Consider the following 18,745-nt stretch of genomic DNA (forward strand, 5'->3'; position numbering starts at 1 on the left):
CGTGGGGGTCGCGGTGCGGTCAGCCACCGGTCACCTCCAGGATGCGGTTCCAGACGACCGTGCCGTCCGGGTCGAGGCCCTCGTCGACCGCCTGCTGACGGGTCGCGAGCACCGCGGCGTAGTCGCGCGGCAGCACCTTGACGAAGTCGCCCAGGTCACCGGACTCGAGCAGGTCGCCGGCGACGGTCGACCCGGTCTCCGCGAGGTGCTGCCGGAGCAGGTCGGTGACGATCTCGACGTCGGCGCTGTCGAGCTCCTCGAGCCGCAGCTCACCGGTCGCGAGCGCGTCGGCGTTCACGTGCTCCCGACGGAGCCCGCGCACGTACGCGGTGCCGCCGGACATGCCGGCGCCGAGGTTCCGACCGGTCTCGCCCAGGATCAGCGCGAGCCCGCCGGTCATGTACTCGAGTGCGTGGTCGCCCACACCCTCGACGACCGCCGTGGCGCCGGAGTTCCGGACGAGGAAGCGCTCACCCACGATGCCGCGGATGAACATGCTCCCCTGCGTCGCACCGTAGCCGATGACGTTGCCGGCGATGACGTTCTCCGACGGGTCGAAGCCGGACTCGGTGTCCGGGCGGACGACGATCGCGCCGCCGGACAGGCCCTTGCCGACGTAGTCGTTGCTGTCGCCGACCAGGCGGAGCGTGATGCCTGCGGGCAGGAACGCACCGAGCGACTGTCCGGCCGACCCGCGCAGCGTGACGTCGATCGACCCGGCGGGCAGGCCGTGCTCGCCGTGCCGCAGCGTGACCTCGTGGCCGAGCATGGTGCCGACGGCCCGCTCGGTGTTGCGGATCGGCAGGTCGAGCGCGACGGAGCCGCCGTGCTCGAGGACGTCCGCCGTCTGCGCGATGAGCTGCACGTCGAAGTGCTCGTCGAGCTCGTGGTCCTGCTCGCGGACGTGTCGGCGAGGCTCGTCGCGGGCGAACTCCGGTCCGTGCAGCACGGGCGCGAGGTCGAGCCCGGAGGCCTTCCAGTGCTCGATCGCACGGTCGGTGTCGAGCGCGTCGACCTGCCCGATCGCCTCGTCGAGGGAGCGGAACCCGAGCTCGGCGAGGAGCTCTCGCACCTCTTGCGCGATGAACTCGAAGAAGTTCACGACGAACTCGGGCTTGCCCGTGAAGCGCTTGCGGAGTTCGGGGTTCTGCGTCGCGACCCCCACCGGGCAGGTGTCCAGGTGGCAGACGCGCATCAGGATGCAGCCCTCGACGACGAGCGGAGCCGTCGCGAAGCCGTACTCCTCGGCGCCGAGCAGCGCCGCCACGACCACGTCGCGGCCGGTCTTCATCTGCCCGTCGACCTGCACGACCACCCGGTCGCGCATGCCGTTCAGCATGAGGGTCTGCTGGGTCTCGGCCAGGCCGATCTCCCACGGGGTGCCCGCGTGCTTGAGCGAGTTGAGCGGGGACGCCCCCGTCCCGCCGTCGTGGCCGGAGACGAGCACGACGTCGGCCAGGGCCTTCGTCACGCCGGCGGCGACCGCGCCGATGCCGGACTGGCTCACCAGCTTCACGTGGACGCGAGCGGACGGGTTCGCCCGCTTGACGTCGAAGATGAGCTGCTTGAGGTCCTCGATGGAGTAGATGTCGTGGTGCGGCGGCGGCGAGATGAGCCCGACACCGGCGGTCGCGTGTCGGGTGCGCGCGACCCAGGGGTAGACCTTCGTCGGGGGTAGCTGCCCGCCCTCGCCGGGCTTCGCGCCCTGCGCCATCTTCAGCTGGATGTCGGTGGCGTGCGTCAGGTACATGCTCGTGACGCCGAAGCGCCCGGACGCGACCTGCTTGATCGCGCTGCGGCGCTCGGGGTCGAGCAGGCGCTCGACGTCCTCGCCGCCCTCGCCCGTGTTCGAGCGCGCGCCGAGACGGTTCATCGCGATCGCGAGGGTCTCGTGGGCCTCTTGTGAGATCGACCCGTAGGACATCGCGCCCGTGTTGAACCGCTTGACGATCGACTCGATCGGCTCGACCTCGTCCAGCGCGATCGGCTTCCGGACGCCGTGGCGGAACCGGAACAGCCCGCGGAGCGTCATGAGTTCCTCGGACTGGTCGTCGACCGCCTGCGAGTACTCGCGGAAGATGTCGTACCGACGCGCACGCGTGGCGTGCTGCAGCCGGAAGACCGTGTCCGGGTTGAACAGGTGCGGCGGACCCTCACGGCGCCACTGGTACTCACCGCCGGTCTGCAGCCGCTCGTGCGAGAGCACCGCGCCGTCCTGCGGGTACGCCTGCGCGTGCCGCTCGGCGTTCTCCTTCGCGATCACCTCGATGCCGACCCCGCCGAGGATCGACGACGTCCCGGTGAAGTACTTGTCGACGAACTCCTGGCTGAGTCCGACCGCCTCGAACGCCTGGGCGCCGGCGTAGCTGGACACGGTGGAGATGCCCATCTTCGACATGATCTTCAGAACGCCCTTGCCGAGCGCCTTGATGACGTTCTTCACGGCCTGCTCCGGCGTGATGCCGGTGATCATGCCCGAGCGCACGAGGTTCTCGCACGTCTCCATCGCCAGGTACGGGTTGATCGCCGAGGCGCCGTACCCGATCAGGGTGGCGACGTGGTGGACCTCGCGCACGTCGCCGGCCTCGACGATGAGCCCGACCTTCATGCGCTGCTCGGTGCGGATGAGGTGGTGGTGCACGGCCGCGAGGAGCAGGAGGCTCGGGACGGGCGCCTGCTCGGCGTTGCCGTCACGGTCGGACAGCACGATGAACTGCTTGCCCGACTCGATCGCCTGGTCGACCTCGTCGCAGACCGCCGCGATGCGCTTCTGCATCGCCTTCTTGCCCGCGTCGACGCGGTACAGGCCCTTGATCGTCACCGTGAGGTGGCGACCGGACTCCGTCTCGAAGTGCTGGATCTTCGCCAGCTCGTCGTTGTCGATGACCGGGAAGTCGAGCACGATCTGCTTCGCGTGCTCGGGCCCGGCGCTCAGCAGGTTGCGCTCCGGCCCGAGGCCCATCCCCATCGAGGTGATGACCTGTTCACGGATCGAGTCGAGCGGCGGGTTCGTCACCTGCGCGAACTGCTGCGTGAAGTAGTCGAACAGCAGACGGGGACGCTCGGAGAGCACGGCGATCGGCGTGTCCGAACCCATGGCACCGAGCGGCTCCGCGCCGGTCTGCGCCATCGGGCGGAGCAGGATGCGCACTTCTTCCTCGGTGTAGCCGAAGGCACGCTGGCGCCGGGTGACGGACGCCGGGGTGTGCACGATGTGCTCGCGCTCCGGGAGGTCGCTCAGGTTGATGCGGCCCTCGTCGAGCCACTGCGCCCAGGGCCCCGAGGTCGCCAGCTCGCGCTTGACCTCGTCGTCCTCGATGATCCGCCCGGCCTCGGTGTCCACGACGAACATCCGGCCGGGGCGCAGGCGGCCCTTGCGCACGACCTTGGCCGGCGGGACGTCGATGACACCCGTCTCCGACCCCATCACGATGAGCCCGTCGTCGGTCACCAGGAATCGCCCGGGGCGCAGGCCGTTGCGGTCGAGCGTCGCACCGACGACCGCTCCGTCGGTGAACGTGATCGCCGCCGGTCCGTCCCACGGCTCCATGAGCATCGAGTGGTACTCGTAGAACGCCCGGAGGTCCGGGTCCATCCCGACCTGGTTCTCCCAGGCCTCCGGCACCATCATCGACACCGCGTGCGGCAGCGAGCGGCCGGTCAGGGTGAGCAGCTCGAGGGTCTCGTCGAACGACGCCGAGTCGCTCGCGCCCGGGCTGACGATCGGCAGCAGCGGGGCGAGGTCGCCGAGGAGCTCGCTCTCGAGCTGCGACTGGCGCGCCCGCATCCAGTTGCGGTTGCCACGGACGGTGTTGATCTCACCGTTGTGCGCGAGCGTGCGGAACGGCTGCGCGAGCGGCCAGGACGGGAACGTGTTGGTCGAGTACCGGGAGTGCACGATCGCGAGCTTCGACGCGAAGCGCTCGTCGCTGAGGTCCGGGTAGAACGGCTCGAGCTGGAGCGTCGTGACCATGCCCTTGTAGACCATCGTCCGGCTCGACAGCGACATGAAGTAGACCTCGACGCCGTGCTCCGCGCGCTTGCGCAGCCGGAACGCCTGCCGGTCGAGGGCGATCCCGCTCCACGCGGCACCGTGCACGTCGTGCCGGGTCGAGGCCACGAAGAGCTGCTCGAACGCCGGCATCGCCGCACGCGCGAGCGTGCCCAGCACGTCGGGTCGCACGGGCACCTCGCGCCAGCCGAGCACCTTGAGGCCCTCTTCGCGGGCGATGCGCTCGACGGCGCCCTTCACCGCATGGCGCTCGTCCTCGTCGACGGGCAGGTACGCCGTGCCGACGGCGTACTCCCCCGCCGCGGGCAGGTCGAAGTCGACCTCGTCGCGGAGGAACGCGTCCGGCACCTGGCACAGGATGCCCGCACCGTCACCGGTGCCGGCGTCGGACCCCACGGCACCACGGTGCTCGAGGTTCCGGAGCGCGCCGAGCGCGGCGTCGACGATGTCGTGCCCGGCGGTGCCGCGGAGCGTCGCGACCATCGCGAGGCCGCAGGCGTCCTTCTCGTTCGCCGGGTCGTACGCACCCGTGGCCTCGGGCACGGCCGAGAAGCGTCGGTGCGCCGGCTGCAGGGAGCGCGTCGAACGGGGGGCAGGGTCTGGCTGGAGCGCCATGGGGAACCGTCCTCACGAGGAAGTGGAACAGGGACGTCGGTGGCCCGGTGGTGCGTTCCGCCCGAGCGGGCGGGACTGGTGCCCGTGCGCGTCGCCGTGGAGGGTGCGCAGACGACGCGCGAGGTGGCGGGGCCACTCGTGGTGACCCGACCGTGCGGAGGGTGCTCCGTGGCCGGCGGGTGCCGTCCGCGGAGCGGGTGCTGCCGGTCGCGGAGTTACCGCGCGCGGCCTGCTGCAGGGACCGGATCGGCGTCGACGTCGGTCGCCGGAGCGTCGTCGTCGTGTTCCGACCAGGTGTCGTCCGAGTCTACATCGGAGGTCCGACGCGGCTCGCGACCCGGCAGGTACGGGCTCGGCTCCGCACCGGTGTGCCGACGCGTCTGCACGAGGAAGATCACGATGCCGAGCAGGATCGCGGCGAAGGACATCCACACGTTGGTGCGGATCCCGAAGAAGGTCTCGCTCGTGTCGACGCGGATGGACTCGAGCACCGAACGGCCGGTGCCGTACCAGATCAGGTAGAGCGCCATGACCTTGCCCCACTGCAGCCGGAAGCGCTTGTCGAGCAGCAGGATCACGACGACGCCGACGACGTTCCAGATGATCTCGTAGAGGAAGGTCGGGTGGAAGAGCGTGCCCTCGGGCAGGCCCTTCGGGAACGCGGCGTTCGTCGACTCGATCTCGAGACCCCACGGCAGGCTCGTCGGCATGCCGAAGAGCTCGTGGTTGAAGTAGTTGCCGAGGCGGCCGAAGGCCTGGGCGAGCAGGACGCCCGGGGCGATGGCGTCGATCAGGGTCGAGAAGCGCAGGCCGACCTGGCGGCACCCGATGTACGCGCCGAGCGATCCGAGGATGAGCGCGCCGAAGATCGCCAGGCCGCCCTCCCACACGTAGAGGAACGACAGCGGGTCACGCCCGGGACCGAAGTAGTCGCTCACGTGCGTGAACACGTGGAAGAGTCGACCGCCGATGATGCCCGCCGGCACCGCCCAGATCGCGATGTCGATGATGATCCAGCGCTCGACCCCGCGTGCGTTGAGCCGACGGTTCGCCAGCACGACGGCAGCGACGATGCCCAGCAGGATGCAGATGGCGTACGCGTGGATCCGGAAGTCGAGCGGCAGTGACAACCCGAAGACGTCGCGTACCCAGGCGGTCAGGTCGAAGTACTGCCACGCGGTGCTCGGGCTCGGGATGCTCAGGAGGGGCATGGAGGTGCTGTCGCCTTTCGGTGCTGGACGGCCGCGGTGCCGCTGGAGGGTCGGCCCCGCTCACTGTAGCGCGGGAACCGCGCCCACCAGGAACCAGGGGGCCGGTCCTGTGGGAACCGTGACCGGGACGGACGGGAGGCGCGGTACCGGTGAGCCGGTCGGCCCACCCGCACCGCGCCTCCCGTCCGCACGGGGTGGCCGCGTCAGCCGCGCGCGGCGCCGCCGGTCAGGTCGGCCGCGCGGTCGGCGACCCCCTGGACGCCGAGGTCGGCGAGGGCACGCACGAAGGCGGAGCCGATGATCGCGCCGTCCGCGTACTCGAGCACCTCGCGCACCTGGTCGGCGGTCGAGATGCCGAGGCCGACGCACGTGCGCTCCACGCCGGCGTCACGGAGTCGTGACACGACGGTGCGGGCGGCGGTGTCGACACCGACCCGTGCACCGGTGACGCCCATCGTCGACACCGCGTAGACGAAGCCGCGACTCGAGTGGACCGCCTGCTCCATGCGGGCGTCCGTCGAGGACGGCGCCGCGAGGAACACTCGGTCGAGCCCGGTGCGCTCGGACGCATCGATCCAGGCGCGCCCCTCGTCCGGGATGAGGTCCGGCGTGATCAGCCCGGACGCGCCGGCCGAGACCAGGTCGTCGGCGAAACGGTCCACGCCGTAGCGGAGCACCGGGTTCCAGTACGTCATCACGAGGACGGGGACGTCGACCCGGTTCGTGATCTGGTCGACCGCGTCGAAGACCTGCGCGACACGGAAGCCGTTCGCCAGGCTCTCCTCGGCCGCGCGCTGGATGACCGGGCCGTCCATCACGGGGTCGGAGTACGGCAGGCCGAGCTCGATGACGTCGACGCCGTTCTCGGCGAGGGCGACCGCGGCGTCCACGCTCGTCTGCAGGTCGGGGAAGCCGGCGGGCAGGTAGCCGACGACGGCTCCGGCACGCTCGGCATTGGCGGTGTCGATCGTCGTCGCGACCGACCGGTTCGTCCCGGTGTTCGTCACAGCTGCACCGCGTTCTCGTCGAGGATGCCGAAGTAGCGACTGGCGGACGCGACGTCCTTGTCGCCACGTCCGGACAGGGACACCAGCACGACGCCGTCCGGGCCGAGCTCCTTGCCGAGCGTGATCGCGCCGGCCAGGGCGTGCGCCGACTCGATCGCCGGCAGGATGCCCTCGGTGCGGGCGAGCAGGCGGAAGGCCTCCATCGCCTCGGTGTCGGTGACCGGGCTGTACTGCGCGCGGCCGATCGACGCCAGGTAGGCGTGCTCCGGGCCGACGCTCGGGTAGTCGAGGCCAGCGGAGATGCTGTGGCTCTCGATGGTCTGGCCGTCCTCGTCCTGCATGAGGTACGACATCGTGCCCTGGAGCACACCGGTGCGGCCGAGCGAGATGCTCGCGGCGTGCCGACCGGTCTCGATGCCGTCGCCGCCCGCCTCGAAGCCGTGCAGCCGGACGGACTCGTCGTCGAGGAACGCCTCGAAGATGCCCATCGCGTTCGACCCACCGCCGACGCACGCGGCGACGGCGTCCGGCAGGCGACCGACACGGTCGAGGACCTGCTGACGGGCCTCTTCCCCGATCACCTTGTGGAACTCGCGGACCATCTCCGGGAACGGGTGCGGTCCCGCGACGGTGCCGAGCAGGTAGTGCGTCGAGTCGACGTTCGCCACCCAGTCGCGCAGGGCGTCGTTGATGGCGTCCTTGAGGGTGCGCGAGCCGGTCTCGACGGGGATCACCTCGGCGCCGAGCAGCCGCATCCGGGCGACGTTCAGGGCCTGGCGCTCGGTGTCGACCGCGCCCATGTAGACGACGCAGTCCATGCCGAACAGGGCCGCGGCCGTCGCGGTGGCGACACCGTGCTGGCCGGCACCCGTCTCCGCGATCAGCCGGGTCTTGCCGAGCCGCTTCGCGACGAGCGCCTGACCGAGCACGTTGTTGATCTTGTGCGAGCCGGTGTGGTTGAGGTCCTCGCGCTTGAGGATGATCCGGGCACCACCGGCGTGCTTCGCGAACCGCGGCGCCTCGGTGATGATCGACGGGCGACCGGTGTACTCGCGCTGGAGCGTGTCGAGCTCCGCGCGGAACGCCGGGTCCGCCCAGGCCTCGCGGAAGGCGGTCTCGAGCTCGTCGAGCGCGAGCACGAGCGACTCGGGGACGAAGCGTCCGCCGAAGTCACCGAAGTACGGGCCCTGCAGGTCACGGAGTGAGGTCACGGTGGGTCTCCCGGGGTGTTCGGTCGCCCCGACGTGCGGAGCGACCGGTGGGACGGTGTCGGTCAGGCGCGCGAGCGGCCGGAGCCGTCCGCTGCGGCGATGAACGACGCGAGGGTGGTGGCGGGGTCCGCGCCCGTGACGAGCGCCTCCCCCACCAGGACGACGTCGGCCCCCGCAGCGCGGTAGTGGGCGACGTCGGCGGGACCGGCGACGGCCGACTCGGCGACGCGCACGACCCCGTCGGGGATGCGGTCGGCGAGCGAGCCGAACAGGTCGCGGTCCAGCGAGAAGTCGGTCAGGTCACGAGCGTTGACGCCGAGGATCCGCGCGCCGGCGTCGAGGCCGCGGGCGACCTCGTCCCCGGAGTGCGCCTCGACCAGGACGCGCATGCCGAGCTGTTCGGCGAGCTCGTGCAGCTCCACGAGCTGCCGCTGCTCCAGCGCCGCCACGATGAGCAGCACCAGGTCGGCACCGGCCGCGCGGGCCTCGAGCACCTGGTACGGCTCCGCGATGAAGTCCTTCCGGAGCACCGGCAGCGACACACGCGCCTTGACCGCCTCGAGGTCGGCGAGGCTGCCGAGGAACTTCCGTCCCTCGGTGAGGACGCTGATCGTCGACGCGCCGCCGCGCTCGTAGTCGGCGGCGAGGGCGGCCGGGTCCTCGATGGGCGCCATGGAGCCACGCGAGGGACTCGCGCGCTTGACCTCGGCGAGGATCTTCACCCGGTCGCCGGGCGCCAGGAACGCGAGGGCGTCGAGGGGCGACGCCACCCGGTCGAGGTCACGTTCGACGTCGGCGGTCGGACGGTCGGCACGACGGGCGGCTGCGTCCTCGAGCGCGCCCGCGACGAGGGTCTCGAGCACGTTCGGCACGGTGACTACTCCGAGTGGTGCTTGGGGACGAACTTCGGACCGTTGACGCCGTAGCCCGCCTTCGCCATCACGGCGCCGACGACGAGACCGATCACCACGACGGCGGCGGAGGCCCAGACGCCCCAGGCCAGGTCGAACCAGAAGAACAGCGTGCCTGCCGCGAAGCCGATCAGCATGATCACGACGGCGGTCCATGCGGCGGGCGAGTGGCCTTCGCCGAGTTCTGCGGGCTCAGTGTTGCTCACGGTGCTCCTCGTTCTGCTCCGGCGCCGTCGTCCGATCGGCGCCGATCCGATCCTACCGTGTCGGTCGTGGGCGACTCCCCCACCGCGCCGACCCCGGGCGTCGCCGCGGTGGTGCCGGCACCGTGCCCGGCGGCAGGTCCGGCGGCAGGGCCGGCGGTCGGGTCGTCCCCGGCGCTCAGGTCGTCCCAGTCCGTGATCGCGTCGCGCTGGGTCGGGGCGGCGGCACGGGCGTCCGCTGCGGCGCCCGCGGTCGCGGCCGCGTACTTCCGCGTCGGGCCGGGCCAGTTCCGCTGCACGACGAACACGACGATGCCGAGGACGACGGCCAGCACACCGCCGGCGATGCCCACGGCGGGCCACGCGGTGACGTCGACCCGGTCGACGACCTGGCGCACGGCCGCGGTGTCGCTGACGCCGGCGACCTCGCCGACCGCGCCCTTCGACGCGGCGACCGGGTCGGCCAACGCACCGATGCCGGTCGCGACGACCGCGAGGCCGAGCAGCACCTCGACCGCCGCGAGCACGACACGGAGCACCCGGCCGGCGATCGTCAACGCGAGGAACAGCGCCAGGCTCGCGATCGCCAGCGCCGTGTACTGCGGCACGACTGCGGCACCGTCGGCGACGACCCGCGGCACGACGGCGGTGCCGGCGTGCAGGTGCACCGTGAACCAGGTCTGGGTCCACGAGAGCATCACGATCCCCGCGACCGCGAGGCCGGCGACGACGACGAGCGGGCGGGAGCGCTTCACGACCGGACCTCGCGCATGCGGTTCGCGGTCGCGACGGCACGCAGGGGTGCGGCGGCCTTGTTGACCGCCTCGACGTGCTCGGTGTGCGGGTCGGAGTCGGCGACGAGTCCGGCGCCGGCCTGCACACGCGCGACTCCGTCCTTGATGAGGGCGGTGCGGATGGCGATCGCCAGGTCGGCGTCGCCGGCGAAGTCGAAGTAGCCGACGACCCCCGCGTACGCGCCGCGCTTCGCCGGCTCGAGCTCGTCGATGATCTCGAGCGCGCGCGGCTTCGGCGCACCCGACAGCGTGCCGGCCGGGAAGGTCGCGCGGAAGACGTCGATCGCCGAGGCTCCCGGACGCACCGACCCCTCCACGCTCGACACCAGGTGCATGATGTGGCTGAAGCGTTCGACCGTCATGAACTCGGTCACCGCGACGGTCCCCGGCTCACAGACCTTCTGCAGGTCGTTGCGGGCGAGGTCGACGAGCATCAGGTGCTCGGCGCGCTCCTTCGGGTCGGCGAGCAGCTCGTCGCCGAGGCGCACGTCCTCGACCGGACTCGCACCCCGGGGCCGGGACCCCGCGATCGGGTGGGTGATCGCCCGCCCGTCCTGCACCTTCACGAGGGCCTCCGGTGAGGCGCCCACGATCCAGGAGCGCTCGTCGTCGGTGTCCGCCAGCGCGAGGAAGTACATGTAGGGGCTGGGGTTCAGGGTCCGCAGCACCCGGTACACGTCGAGCGGGTCGGCCGTGACGTCGTGGTCGAAGCGCTGCGAGATGACGACCTGGAAGACGTCGCCGTCGCGGATGAAGTCCTTCGACCGCTCGACCGCGGCCATGTAGTCCTCGGGCGTCGTCCGGTGGCGCGGGGTCGGCTCGGCGATCTCGAACGCCTCGGCCACGGTCGCCGGGCTCGGCTGCACCAGGTCCGCCTGCATCCGGTCGAGCCGCGCCTGCGCGTCCGACCACATCGTGTCGGCGTCGTCGGTCCCGTCGTTGAGGACGCTCGCGACCAGGAGCACGAGGCCCGTGCGGTGGTCGAGCGCCGCGAGTTCGGACACGAAGGCCAGCGCCTGGCCGGGGACCTCGAAGTCGGCGGGCGGGACGTCCGGCAGGTGCTCGAGCTGCCGGACGGCCTCCCACCCGATGAACCCGACGGTCCCGCCGACGAGCGGCGGGGTGCCCGGCACGCGCGGGGTCGCCCACCGGTCGTGGAGGCGGGCGAGCACGTCGAGCGGCGCGCCGTCGAGCGAGTCCACGGCGCGGGACGCCGGGATGCCGGTGTCGATCCACGCGGCGCGGTCGCCGTCCTGGGTCAGGACGCCGAAGCTCCGGACCCCGACGAACGACCAGCGTGACCAGAGCCCGCCCTGCCCGGCTGATTCGAGCAGGAACGACCCGGGGCGGCCGTCCGCGAGCTTGCGGTAGACGCCGACGGGCGTCTCGCTGTCGGCGAACAGGGCGCGGACGACCGGGACGACGCGGTGGCCGTCCAGCAGCTCGTCGAAGGCCTGCCGGGAGGTCGTGCGCGGCTCCTCCGCGCGGCTCGCGTCGGTCATCGGGTCTCCTCCACGGCCGTGGTCGGTCCGTGCGCGTCGGCCGCGGCTCCGGTCGGCGCGGACGCCGTCACCGGGTCGAGCGGGTCGACCTCGAAGCAGCTGTGCGCACCGGTGTGGCACGCCGCTCCGACCTGCTGCACGGTGACGAGCAGGGTGTCGTCGTCGCAGTCGAGCGCCGCGGCACGGACGTACTGCGCGTGCCCGGATGTGTCGCCCTTGCGCCAGTACTCCTGGCGCGAGCGCGACCAGAAGGTCACGCGGCCCTCGGTGAGGGTGCGGCGGAGGGCTTCGCGGTCCATCCAGCCGAGCATGAGGACGTCCTTCGAGGACTCCTCCTGCACGACTGCGGGGAGCAGCCCGTCGTGCCCGAACCGTGCGCGGTCGAGGACCGCCTCCGTGCTGGTGCTGGTGCTGTCGGTCATGGGACTCCTAGCCTACGGCGGGGTGCCGGCGGACGAGTGCCGGCGGCGGTTGTCGGCGGGCGGGTGTCAGCGCACGGGCTGGCCGGCGGCGCGCAGCGCTGCCTTGACGTCCCCGATGGTCATCTCCCCGCGGTGGAAGACGCTGGCGGCGAGGACGGCGTCCGCTCCCGCCTCGACGGCCGGGGCGAAGTGCTCGACGCGACCAGCGCCTCCCGAACCGATGACCGGGACCGACGAGACCGCGCGCACCGCGGCGATGAGCTCGAGGTCGAAGCCGTTCTTCGTGCCGTCGGCGTCGATCGAGTTGACGAGCAGCTCGCCCGCGCCGCGCTCGACGCCCTCGCGGGCCCAGTCGATCGCGTCGAGGTCGGACTCGGTGCGACCGCCGTGCGTGGTGACGACGAAGCCGGACGGCATGCGGTCCGAACGCTTCACGTCGAGGGAGAGCACGACCGCCTGCGCGCCGAAGCGGTCGGCGATCTCGCCGACCAGCGCCGGCCGGGCGATCGCCGCGCTGTTCACACCGATCTTGTCCGCACCGCACTGCTGCAGGCGGGAGACGTCGTCGACGCTCCGGACGCCGCCGCCGACGGTGAGCGGGATGAAGACCTGCTCCGCGGTGCGGGTGACCGTGTCGTACATCGTCGCGCGGTTCTCGACCGTCGCACCGACGTCCAGGAAGGTGAGTTCGTCCGCGCCCTGCTCGTAGTAGCGGGCCGCGAGTTCGACCGGGTCGCCGGCGTCCTGCAGGTCGAGGAAGTTCACGCCCTTGACGACGCGACCGCCCTGCACGTCGAGGCACGGGACGACCCGGACCGACACCCCGCCCGCGGCACCGGCGACGCCGCTGTCCGACCCGGTGCCGTCCGGCTGCGCTGCCGCGCTCACAGGCGTGCGGCGTGGATCGGGCTGACGAGGATGGCGCGCGCGCCGAGGTCGTAGAGCGCGTCCATGATGAGGTTCGCGTCCTCGCGCGGGATCATCACCCGGACCGCGGACCAGTCGCGACCGTGCAGCGGGGAGACCGTTGGCGACTCGATGCCGGAGGCCACCGCGGTCGCCTGCTCGAGCAGGTCCGTGGGGATGTCGTAGTCGAGCATCACGTAGCCGCGGGCGACGAGCACGCCCTGCAGGCGGCGGCGGAGGACGTCGATGCCCGGGATCGTCTCGTCGGTCGAGATGAGCAGCGCGGTCGACTCGAGGATGACGGGGCCGAAGATCTCGAGGCCGGCGGCGCGCAGGGTGCTCCCGGTGGAGACGACGTCGGCCACGGCGTCCGCGACCCCCAGGCGCACCGCGCTCTCCACGGCCCCGTCGAGCTTCACGAGCGTCGCGGTCACCCCGTGCTGCGCGAGGAACTCGCCCACCAGACCCGGGTAGCTCGTCGCCACCCGCACGCCGTCGAGGTCCTGCAGCGCGGTGAAGCGCCCCGGCGTGCCCGCGAACCGGAACGTCGAGTCGGCGAACCCGAGCGCGTCGACCTCGTGCGCCGCCGACCCGGAGTCGAGCAGCAGGTCGCGGCCGGTGATGCCGACGTCGAGCGCGCCGGAACCGACGTAGGTCGCGATGTCGCGGGGACGGAGGAAGAAGAACTCGACGCCGTTGCGTTCGTCGAGCAGGTGGAGCGCCTTCGGGTCGCGGCGACCGGCGTACCCCGCCTCCTTGAGCATCTCGGAGGCGGTCTCGGACAGCGAGCCCTTGTTGGGCACGGCGATGCGGAGCATCAGGGGGTCTGCTTTCTGCTGGAGGTCGGGACGACTGCGGGTCGCGGCTGCGCTCGGTCGGCGCGTCGCGGGTGCCTACAGATGTCGCCAGACGTCCGCCGGGGTGAGCCCCTTGGCGACCATGAGCACCTGGAGGTGGTAGATCAGCTGCGAGATCTCCTCCGAGGTGCGCTCGTCGCCCTCGTACTCGGCCGCCATCCATACCTCGGCGGCCTCTTCCACGATCTTCTTGCCGATCTGGTGCACGCCGGCGTCCAGTTCGGCGACGGTGCCGGAGCCCTCGGGGCGCGTGCGCGCCTTCTCGGTCAGCTCCGCGAACAGGTCGTCGAACGTCTTCACGGTGTCCAGGCTACCGTCCTGCGCGGACGCGGCTGACGCACCGTCCGGACGGGAGGCACCGGTCGCGTCCGTCTCGTCGGCGTCGGCGGTCGTCCCGCGGCCTGCGACGCCGGTCACGCGCGGGCCGCCGCTGCCGCCTGACGCAGGTCGGCGATGCGCTGGGCGGGCTCGCCGCCGTACACGGCGGACCCGGCGACGAGCGTGTCGGCGCCGCTGCGGACGGCGTCGGGGACCGTGTCCACCGCGATGCCCCCGTCGACCTCGAGCCACACGTCGAGCCCGGAGGCGTCGACCGCGGCGCGGGCGTCGGCCAGCTTCGGCATGACGGACGGCATGAAGGACTGCCCGCCGAACCCGGGCTCGACGGTCATGAGCAGGATCATGTCGTAGGAGTCGAGGTGGTGGAGCACTTGCGTGATCGGCGTACCGGGCTTCACGGCGACGGCCGCACGGGCCCCGTTCGACCGGATCGCCGCGGCGGTCGCCACCGGGTCGTCGGCGGCCTCGAAGTGGAACGTGACGCTCGAGGCGCCCGTCTCCGCGTACTTCGGCGCCTGCGTGTCCGCGTCGGTGATCATCAGGTGGACGTCCAGCGGCACCGGGGAGACCTCCTGCAGGCGCTGCACGATCGGCAGGCCCAGCGTGAGGTTCGGGACGAAGTGGTTGTCCATCACGTCGACGTGCACCATGTCGGCGCTCTCGATGCGGTGCAGCTCCCGCTCGAGGTTGGCGAAGTCGGCGGACAGGATGCTCGGCGAGATGCGGATCGTCACCGTGCAACCCTACCGAGCACCGTCGGGGTCAGGCGCGGCGGCGGAACAGCGCGACGAACATGGCGTCGGTGCCGGTGCGGTGCGGCCAGAGCTGCACCGTGGGGCCGTCGGCGACCTGCGGGTCCCGAGCAGCGACCGACCGGACGACGCCAGCGGTGTCGAGCTGCTCGAGCACGTCGCCGTGCCGCGCGAGCAGCGCGTCGACCTGCCCGCGTGTCTCGGCGAGGTGCGGCGAGCACGTCACGTAGGCCAGGGTCCCGCCGGGTGCGAGCGCGCGGACGGCCGCGTCGAGCAGCTCGGCCTGGAGCGCCGCGAGCTCGGGGACGTCCTCGGGCTGCTTCCGCCACCGTGCCTCCGGCCGACGGCGCAGCGCCCCGAGCCCGGTGCAGGGTGCGTCGAGCAGGATCCGGTCGAACGGCTCGTCGCCCGGCTTCCCGAAGCGTCGCCCGTCGCCCTCGACGACGGTGACCGTGTCGTCGCCCGCGACCGTCGCCAGCGCCTTCCGCACGAGCCCGGCGCGTGCGGGCACGAGCTCGTTCGCCACGAGGGTCGCGCCGCCCTGTACGGCCTCGGCGGCGAGGAGCGCGGCCTTGCCACCCGGCCCGGCGCACATGTCGAGCCACCGCTCCCCCGGGCGGACGGCGGAGGACCGCGTGAGGGCGAGGGCAGCGAGCTGCGACCCCTCGTCCTGCACCCGGAGACGACCGGCCGCGACGCCGGGGACCCGCGCGGGGTCGCCGGCCGTCCCGCGGATGCCGACCGGCGACACCGGACCGGCGTCGGCGCCGGGGATCCGGACGGGAGGCGCGGCGCCGGTCGCGTCGCCGACCCCGGCACGGTCGTCGGTGCCGGTCACGTCGTCGGTGCCGGTCACGTCGTCGGTGCCGGTCACGTCGTCGGTGCCGGTCACGTCGTCGGTGCCGGTCACGTCGTCGGTGCCGGTCACGTCGTCGGTGCCGGTCACGTCACCGTCTGTCGCGACGGGGCCGTCCGTCGCGGTGCGGATGTCCTCGTCGGTGGCGAGGCCCGGGAGCGCGACGAGCTGGACACGCGGGGCAACGTTGTCGGCGGCGAGCAGCGCCGCGAGCTCGTCGCGCGACCGCTCGGCAGCCAGCGCGTCGCGGAGCGCGGCGACCACCCACGACGGGTGCGACCACCGGGTGGCGAGCAGCGCGTCGCCGCTCCGACCCTCGGTGACCAGGGCGTCCCACTCGTCGTCCGTCTTCGCCGCGACCTTCCGCAGGACGGCGTTCACGAAGCCGGTGGCGCGGCGGGCACCGACCTCGCGGGCGAGCTCGACGGTGGCCGAGACCGCTGCGTGCGTCGGTGTGCGCATCCCGAGCAGCTGGTGCACCCCGAGCCGCATCACGTCGAGCACGTCGGACTCGATGTTGTCCACGCGCCGACCGGACGCGACGCCGACGATCGCGTCGTACCGACCGAGCATCCGGATCGACCCGTAGGTGAGCTCGGTGGCGAAGGCCGCATCGCGCGCGGAGAGTCCGGCCCGACGGATGCGGGTCGGCAGGAGCAGGTTGGCGTAGGCGTCGTCGACCTGCACCGCACGCAGGACGTCGAATGCGACCCGCCGTGCGCTGGTCGGACGGGGTCGACGGTCGCCCTGCGCCCGTCGGGGCGCCTGCTGCGCGGGGCTCACGAGAGCACCACGCCCTCGAGCGAGCCGAGACCGCGCGCCCAGGCCGCGCCGTCCATCGCCTTCTTGCCGGCGGGTTGGACCTCGGTGAGCACGAGCGGCCCGTCGGCCGTCCCGACCAGCAGCCGCCCGTCGACCAGCGCGAGCGCGCCGGGGGCGAGGTGCGGGGCGGAGGAGGCCGTGCCTCCCGGCAGGAGCGCGCTGCGGAGCAGCTTCACGCGGGTCTGGCCGAGGTGGGCGAACGCGCCGGGCTCCGGCGTCACGCCGCGGATGCGGGCGTGGACGGCCACGGCCGACTCGTCGAACCGGACGTGTGCGTCGTCGGCGGTGGGCTTCGGGGCGAGCGACACCGTCCCGGACTGCTCGGTCGCGACCGCGGTGCCGTCGGCCAGGGCGTCGACGACCCGGAGGACGGTGTCGGCTCCGGTCTCGGCCATGGCGGCCAGGACGTCCCCGCTCGTCGCGTCGGGGTCGATGTCGAACTGGTCGGACGCGTACACGGGGCCGGCGTCGAGTGCCTCGACGAGCTGGAAGACGGTCGCGGCGGTCCGGGTGTCGCCGGCCGTCACGGCACGCTGCACGGGGGCGGCACCGCGGTACGCCGGCAGGTCGGAGAAGTGCAGGTTCACCCAGCCGAGACGCGGAGCGTCCAGGGCCGGACGACGCAGCAGGGCACCGTAGGCGACGATCACGCCGAGGTCGGCCTGCAGCGCGACGAGCTGCGCGGTCACGGTGTCGTCCACACGGGTCGCCTCGATGACGGGCAGCCCGAGTTCCGCCGCGACCTGCGCGACCGGCGTCGGCGTGAGGACGCGCTTCCGGCCCTGCGGCGTCGGGGGTCGGGTGAGGACGGCCGCGATCTCGTGGTCGGAGGCGGCGAGACGTCGGAGGGTGGGGACGGCCGCAGCGGGGCTGCCGGCGACGACGAGACGCATGGGGTCCATCGTCCCACGCCCGACGGTGTCCGACGCGCGCGGGACGCGTGCGACCGGGAACGGACTGCGACTCGGCTGGGTAACGTCCGGTCCATGAGTGACGTCACCACCTCCACCAACCGCTACGCCGGCTCGTCGATCCAGAAGGTCGCGCTCGTCGTCGGCATCGTGTTCCTGCTCGTCGGGATCGCCGGGTTCGTGCCGGGGCTGACCTCCGGCGACCTCGGCGGTGCCGGACACCACTCGATGGCGATGTTGCTCGGGATCTTCCAGGTGTCGGTCCTGCACAACATCGTGCACCTGCTCTTCGGGGTCGTCGGGCTGCTCGCGGCGAACCGTGCGACGGGGTCGCGGATGTACCTCGTGATCGGCGGGGTCGTCTACTTCGTGCTCTGGGTCTACGGCCTGTTCACGGCGGGCACGATGTCCGGCGCGAACTTCGTCCCGCTGAACTGGGCGGACAACTGGCTGCACCTCGTGCTCGCGATCGGGATGGTCGCGCTCGGCGTCGTCTTCCCGCGGGAGCGCCGCCGCCCCGTCGGCGCCTGACCCCGCGGCCGATCCTTCCCGCAGGACGCAACGTCGGCGGCTCCTCGCAGCGGTACAGCCCCGCCAGGCGCCGCCGACGATGCGTTCCGTGGGACCTCGCGGGTCAGACCTCGGTGAACGGCTCGGCGTCGTCGAGCCGGACGCGCAGGGTCGGGGCCGCCCGACGACGGTTCCCGCCCGGGAGCACCCGCCGGGTCGACGATCGACGGATCACCTCGGCCTTGAGCGTCGCCGCGACCTCGGCCCCGTGCGCGTACGCGAACCGCACGATCGCGCGGACCGTCCCCGGCACCGGGTCCTCCGGCACCGGCACCGGTCCGAGGACCGCGCCGACGACCGCGTCGCCGAGGGCCTCGACCGCTGCGGTCACCGCCTCGTCGGTCCCGGTGAGGGTCGCGACTCGGACCGCCGGCGGGAAGTGCAGGGCCCGTCGGTCGACGAGCTCGTCGTGCGCCGGCCCGTCGAGCCGCCAGAGCGCCATCGCGGTGGCGAGCTTCCCGCCGATGCCCACGAGGTACACCTCGGCCCCGGGCGCACCCTTCGCCGCGGCGTTCGTCCAGAACCGGAGCACGTCCTCCTGCACCCGGAGCCCCTCGCGGGCCAGGAGCCGTTCACCGTCGAGCAGCAGCACGCACGCGTAGCCGCCCGGGACGCTCGGCTCCGCGCCGCGGGTGGCGACGACGACCGCGGGACGGGCCGGGACCTCGTCGAGCGGACGAGAGCCGTCCGCGACCACGATCCGGGTACCGGGGAACGCCCGGCCGAGCTCGTCGGCGGTGCGCTGCGCCCCCTGCCCGACGGGCTTGAGCTTCCCCCACCGCACGTCGGGCAGCGGAAGCCGACTGCGAGTGCGCCGCAGAACCGGCACTGCGGGGTCGCGCCC

General features: G+C 72.5%; 17 protein-coding genes. 1 reads left to right on the top strand and 16 read right to left on the bottom strand.

What is annotated here, in order from left to right:
- Positions 1-19: 19 nt before the first annotated feature.
- The 15 genes from gltB to LCG91_RS08610 all read right to left on the bottom strand — a co-directional run bounded on the left by gltB (position 20) and on the right by LCG91_RS08610 (position 17,313).
- Complete coding sequence (gltB, locus tag LCG91_RS08540; protein ID WP_224441122.1) at positions 20-4,627, bottom strand: glutamate synthase large subunit; 4,608 nt, start codon at positions 4,625-4,627, stop codon at positions 20-22.
- A gap of 215 nt (positions 4,628-4,842) precedes the next feature.
- Complete coding sequence (lgt, locus tag LCG91_RS08545) at positions 4,843-5,838, bottom strand: prolipoprotein diacylglyceryl transferase (protein ID WP_137767415.1); 996 nt, start codon at positions 5,836-5,838, stop codon at positions 4,843-4,845.
- A 203-nt stretch (positions 5,839-6,041) separates the two neighbouring features.
- Complete coding sequence (trpA, locus tag LCG91_RS08550; protein WP_058749782.1) at positions 6,042-6,845, bottom strand: tryptophan synthase subunit alpha; 804 nt, start codon at positions 6,843-6,845, stop codon at positions 6,042-6,044.
- Positions 6,842-8,056, bottom strand: a complete 1,215-nt coding sequence (trpB, locus tag LCG91_RS08555; protein ID WP_058729693.1) for a tryptophan synthase subunit beta — start codon at positions 8,054-8,056, stop codon at positions 6,842-6,844. Before trpB ends, trpA begins: the two co-directional genes overlap by 4 nt.
- Before the next feature lie 62 nt (positions 8,057-8,118).
- Complete coding sequence (gene trpC, locus LCG91_RS08560; RefSeq protein WP_224441123.1) at positions 8,119-8,919, bottom strand: indole-3-glycerol phosphate synthase TrpC; 801 nt, start codon at positions 8,917-8,919, stop codon at positions 8,119-8,121.
- 14 nt (positions 8,920-8,933) lie between these two features.
- Complete coding sequence (locus LCG91_RS08565; RefSeq protein ID WP_058729692.1) at positions 8,934-9,173, bottom strand: DUF6704 family protein; 240 nt, start codon at positions 9,171-9,173, stop codon at positions 8,934-8,936.
- Positions 9,170-9,925: a Trp biosynthesis-associated membrane protein gene (locus tag LCG91_RS08570; RefSeq protein ID WP_224441124.1), complete on the bottom strand. Its 756-nt coding sequence runs from the start codon at positions 9,923-9,925 to the stop codon at positions 9,170-9,172. Before LCG91_RS08570 ends, LCG91_RS08565 begins: the two co-directional genes overlap by 4 nt.
- Complete coding sequence (locus LCG91_RS08575; RefSeq protein ID WP_058749785.1) at positions 9,922-11,466, bottom strand: anthranilate synthase component I; 1,545 nt, start codon at positions 11,464-11,466, stop codon at positions 9,922-9,924. The genes LCG91_RS08570 and LCG91_RS08575 overlap by 4 nt, the downstream gene beginning before the upstream one ends.
- Complete coding sequence (gene hisI, locus LCG91_RS08580; RefSeq protein ID WP_224441125.1) at positions 11,463-11,888, bottom strand: phosphoribosyl-AMP cyclohydrolase; 426 nt, start codon at positions 11,886-11,888, stop codon at positions 11,463-11,465. The genes LCG91_RS08575 and hisI overlap by 4 nt, the downstream gene beginning before the upstream one ends.
- 66 nt (positions 11,889-11,954) lie before the next feature.
- Positions 11,955-12,710, bottom strand: coding sequence for an imidazole glycerol phosphate synthase subunit HisF (hisF, locus tag LCG91_RS08585; RefSeq protein WP_224443116.1), 756 nt, complete (start codon positions 12,708-12,710; stop codon positions 11,955-11,957).
- Between the two features lie 62 nt (positions 12,711-12,772).
- A complete protein-coding gene (hisG, locus tag LCG91_RS08590; protein ID WP_058729106.1) occupies positions 12,773-13,612 on the bottom strand; it encodes an ATP phosphoribosyltransferase in 840 nt (279 codons plus the stop codon).
- Between the two features lie 75 nt (positions 13,613-13,687).
- Entirely contained in the window at positions 13,688-13,951 is a 264-nt protein-coding gene (locus LCG91_RS08595; RefSeq protein ID WP_058726551.1) for a phosphoribosyl-ATP diphosphatase, read from the bottom strand.
- 113 nt (positions 13,952-14,064) lie between these two features.
- Positions 14,065-14,724, bottom strand: coding sequence for a ribulose-phosphate 3-epimerase (gene rpe / locus LCG91_RS08600; RefSeq protein ID WP_224441126.1), 660 nt, complete (start codon positions 14,722-14,724; stop codon positions 14,065-14,067).
- 28 nt (positions 14,725-14,752) lie between these two features.
- A complete protein-coding gene (locus LCG91_RS08605; RefSeq protein ID WP_224441127.1) occupies positions 14,753-16,381 on the bottom strand; it encodes an RsmB/NOP family class I SAM-dependent RNA methyltransferase in 1,629 nt (542 codons plus the stop codon).
- Entirely contained in the window at positions 16,378-17,313 is a 936-nt protein-coding gene (locus tag LCG91_RS08610; protein ID WP_224441128.1) for a methionyl-tRNA formyltransferase, read from the bottom strand. The genes LCG91_RS08605 and LCG91_RS08610 overlap by 4 nt, the downstream gene beginning before the upstream one ends.
- Before the next feature lie 93 nt (positions 17,314-17,406).
- Between LCG91_RS08610 and LCG91_RS08615 the strand changes: the two genes are divergently transcribed.
- On the top strand, positions 17,407-17,862 hold the full coding sequence (locus LCG91_RS08615; RefSeq protein WP_174234689.1) for a DUF4383 domain-containing protein: 456 nt from the start codon (positions 17,407-17,409) through the stop codon (positions 17,860-17,862).
- Positions 17,863-17,965: 103 nt separating this feature from the next.
- On the opposite strand, the gene LCG91_RS08620 is transcribed toward LCG91_RS08615, so the two are convergent.
- Positions 17,966-18,685, bottom strand: coding sequence for a hypothetical protein (locus LCG91_RS08620; protein WP_224443199.1), 720 nt, complete (start codon positions 18,683-18,685; stop codon positions 17,966-17,968).
- Between the last annotated feature and the right edge of the window lie 60 nt (positions 18,686-18,745).

This window comes from Curtobacterium sp. TXMA1, from assembly GCF_020162095.1.
GTDB lineage: Bacteria > Actinomycetota > Actinomycetes > Actinomycetales > Microbacteriaceae > Curtobacterium.

Coding starts and splice junctions, on each gene's coding strand:
- gltB (WP_224441122.1), bottom strand. CDS start 4,627: ATGGCGCTCCAGCCAGACCCTGCCCCCCGTTCGACGCGCTCCCTGCAG.
- lgt (WP_137767415.1), bottom strand. CDS start 5,838: ATGCCCCTCCTGAGCATCCCGAGCCCGAGCACCGCGTGGCAGTACTTC.
- LCG91_RS08575 (WP_058749785.1), bottom strand. CDS start 11,466: ATGACCGACGCGAGCCGCGCGGAGGAGCCGCGCACGACCTCCCGGCAG.
- hisI (WP_224441125.1), bottom strand. CDS start 11,888: ATGACCGACAGCACCAGCACCAGCACGGAGGCGGTCCTCGACCGCGCA.
- hisG (WP_058729106.1), bottom strand. CDS start 13,612: ATGCTCCGCATCGCCGTGCCCAACAAGGGCTCGCTGTCCGAGACCGCC.
- LCG91_RS08610 (WP_224441128.1), bottom strand. CDS start 17,313: ATGCGTCTCGTCGTCGCCGGCAGCCCCGCTGCGGCCGTCCCCACCCTC.
- LCG91_RS08615 (WP_174234689.1), top strand. CDS start 17,407: ATGAGTGACGTCACCACCTCCACCAACCGCTACGCCGGCTCGTCGATC.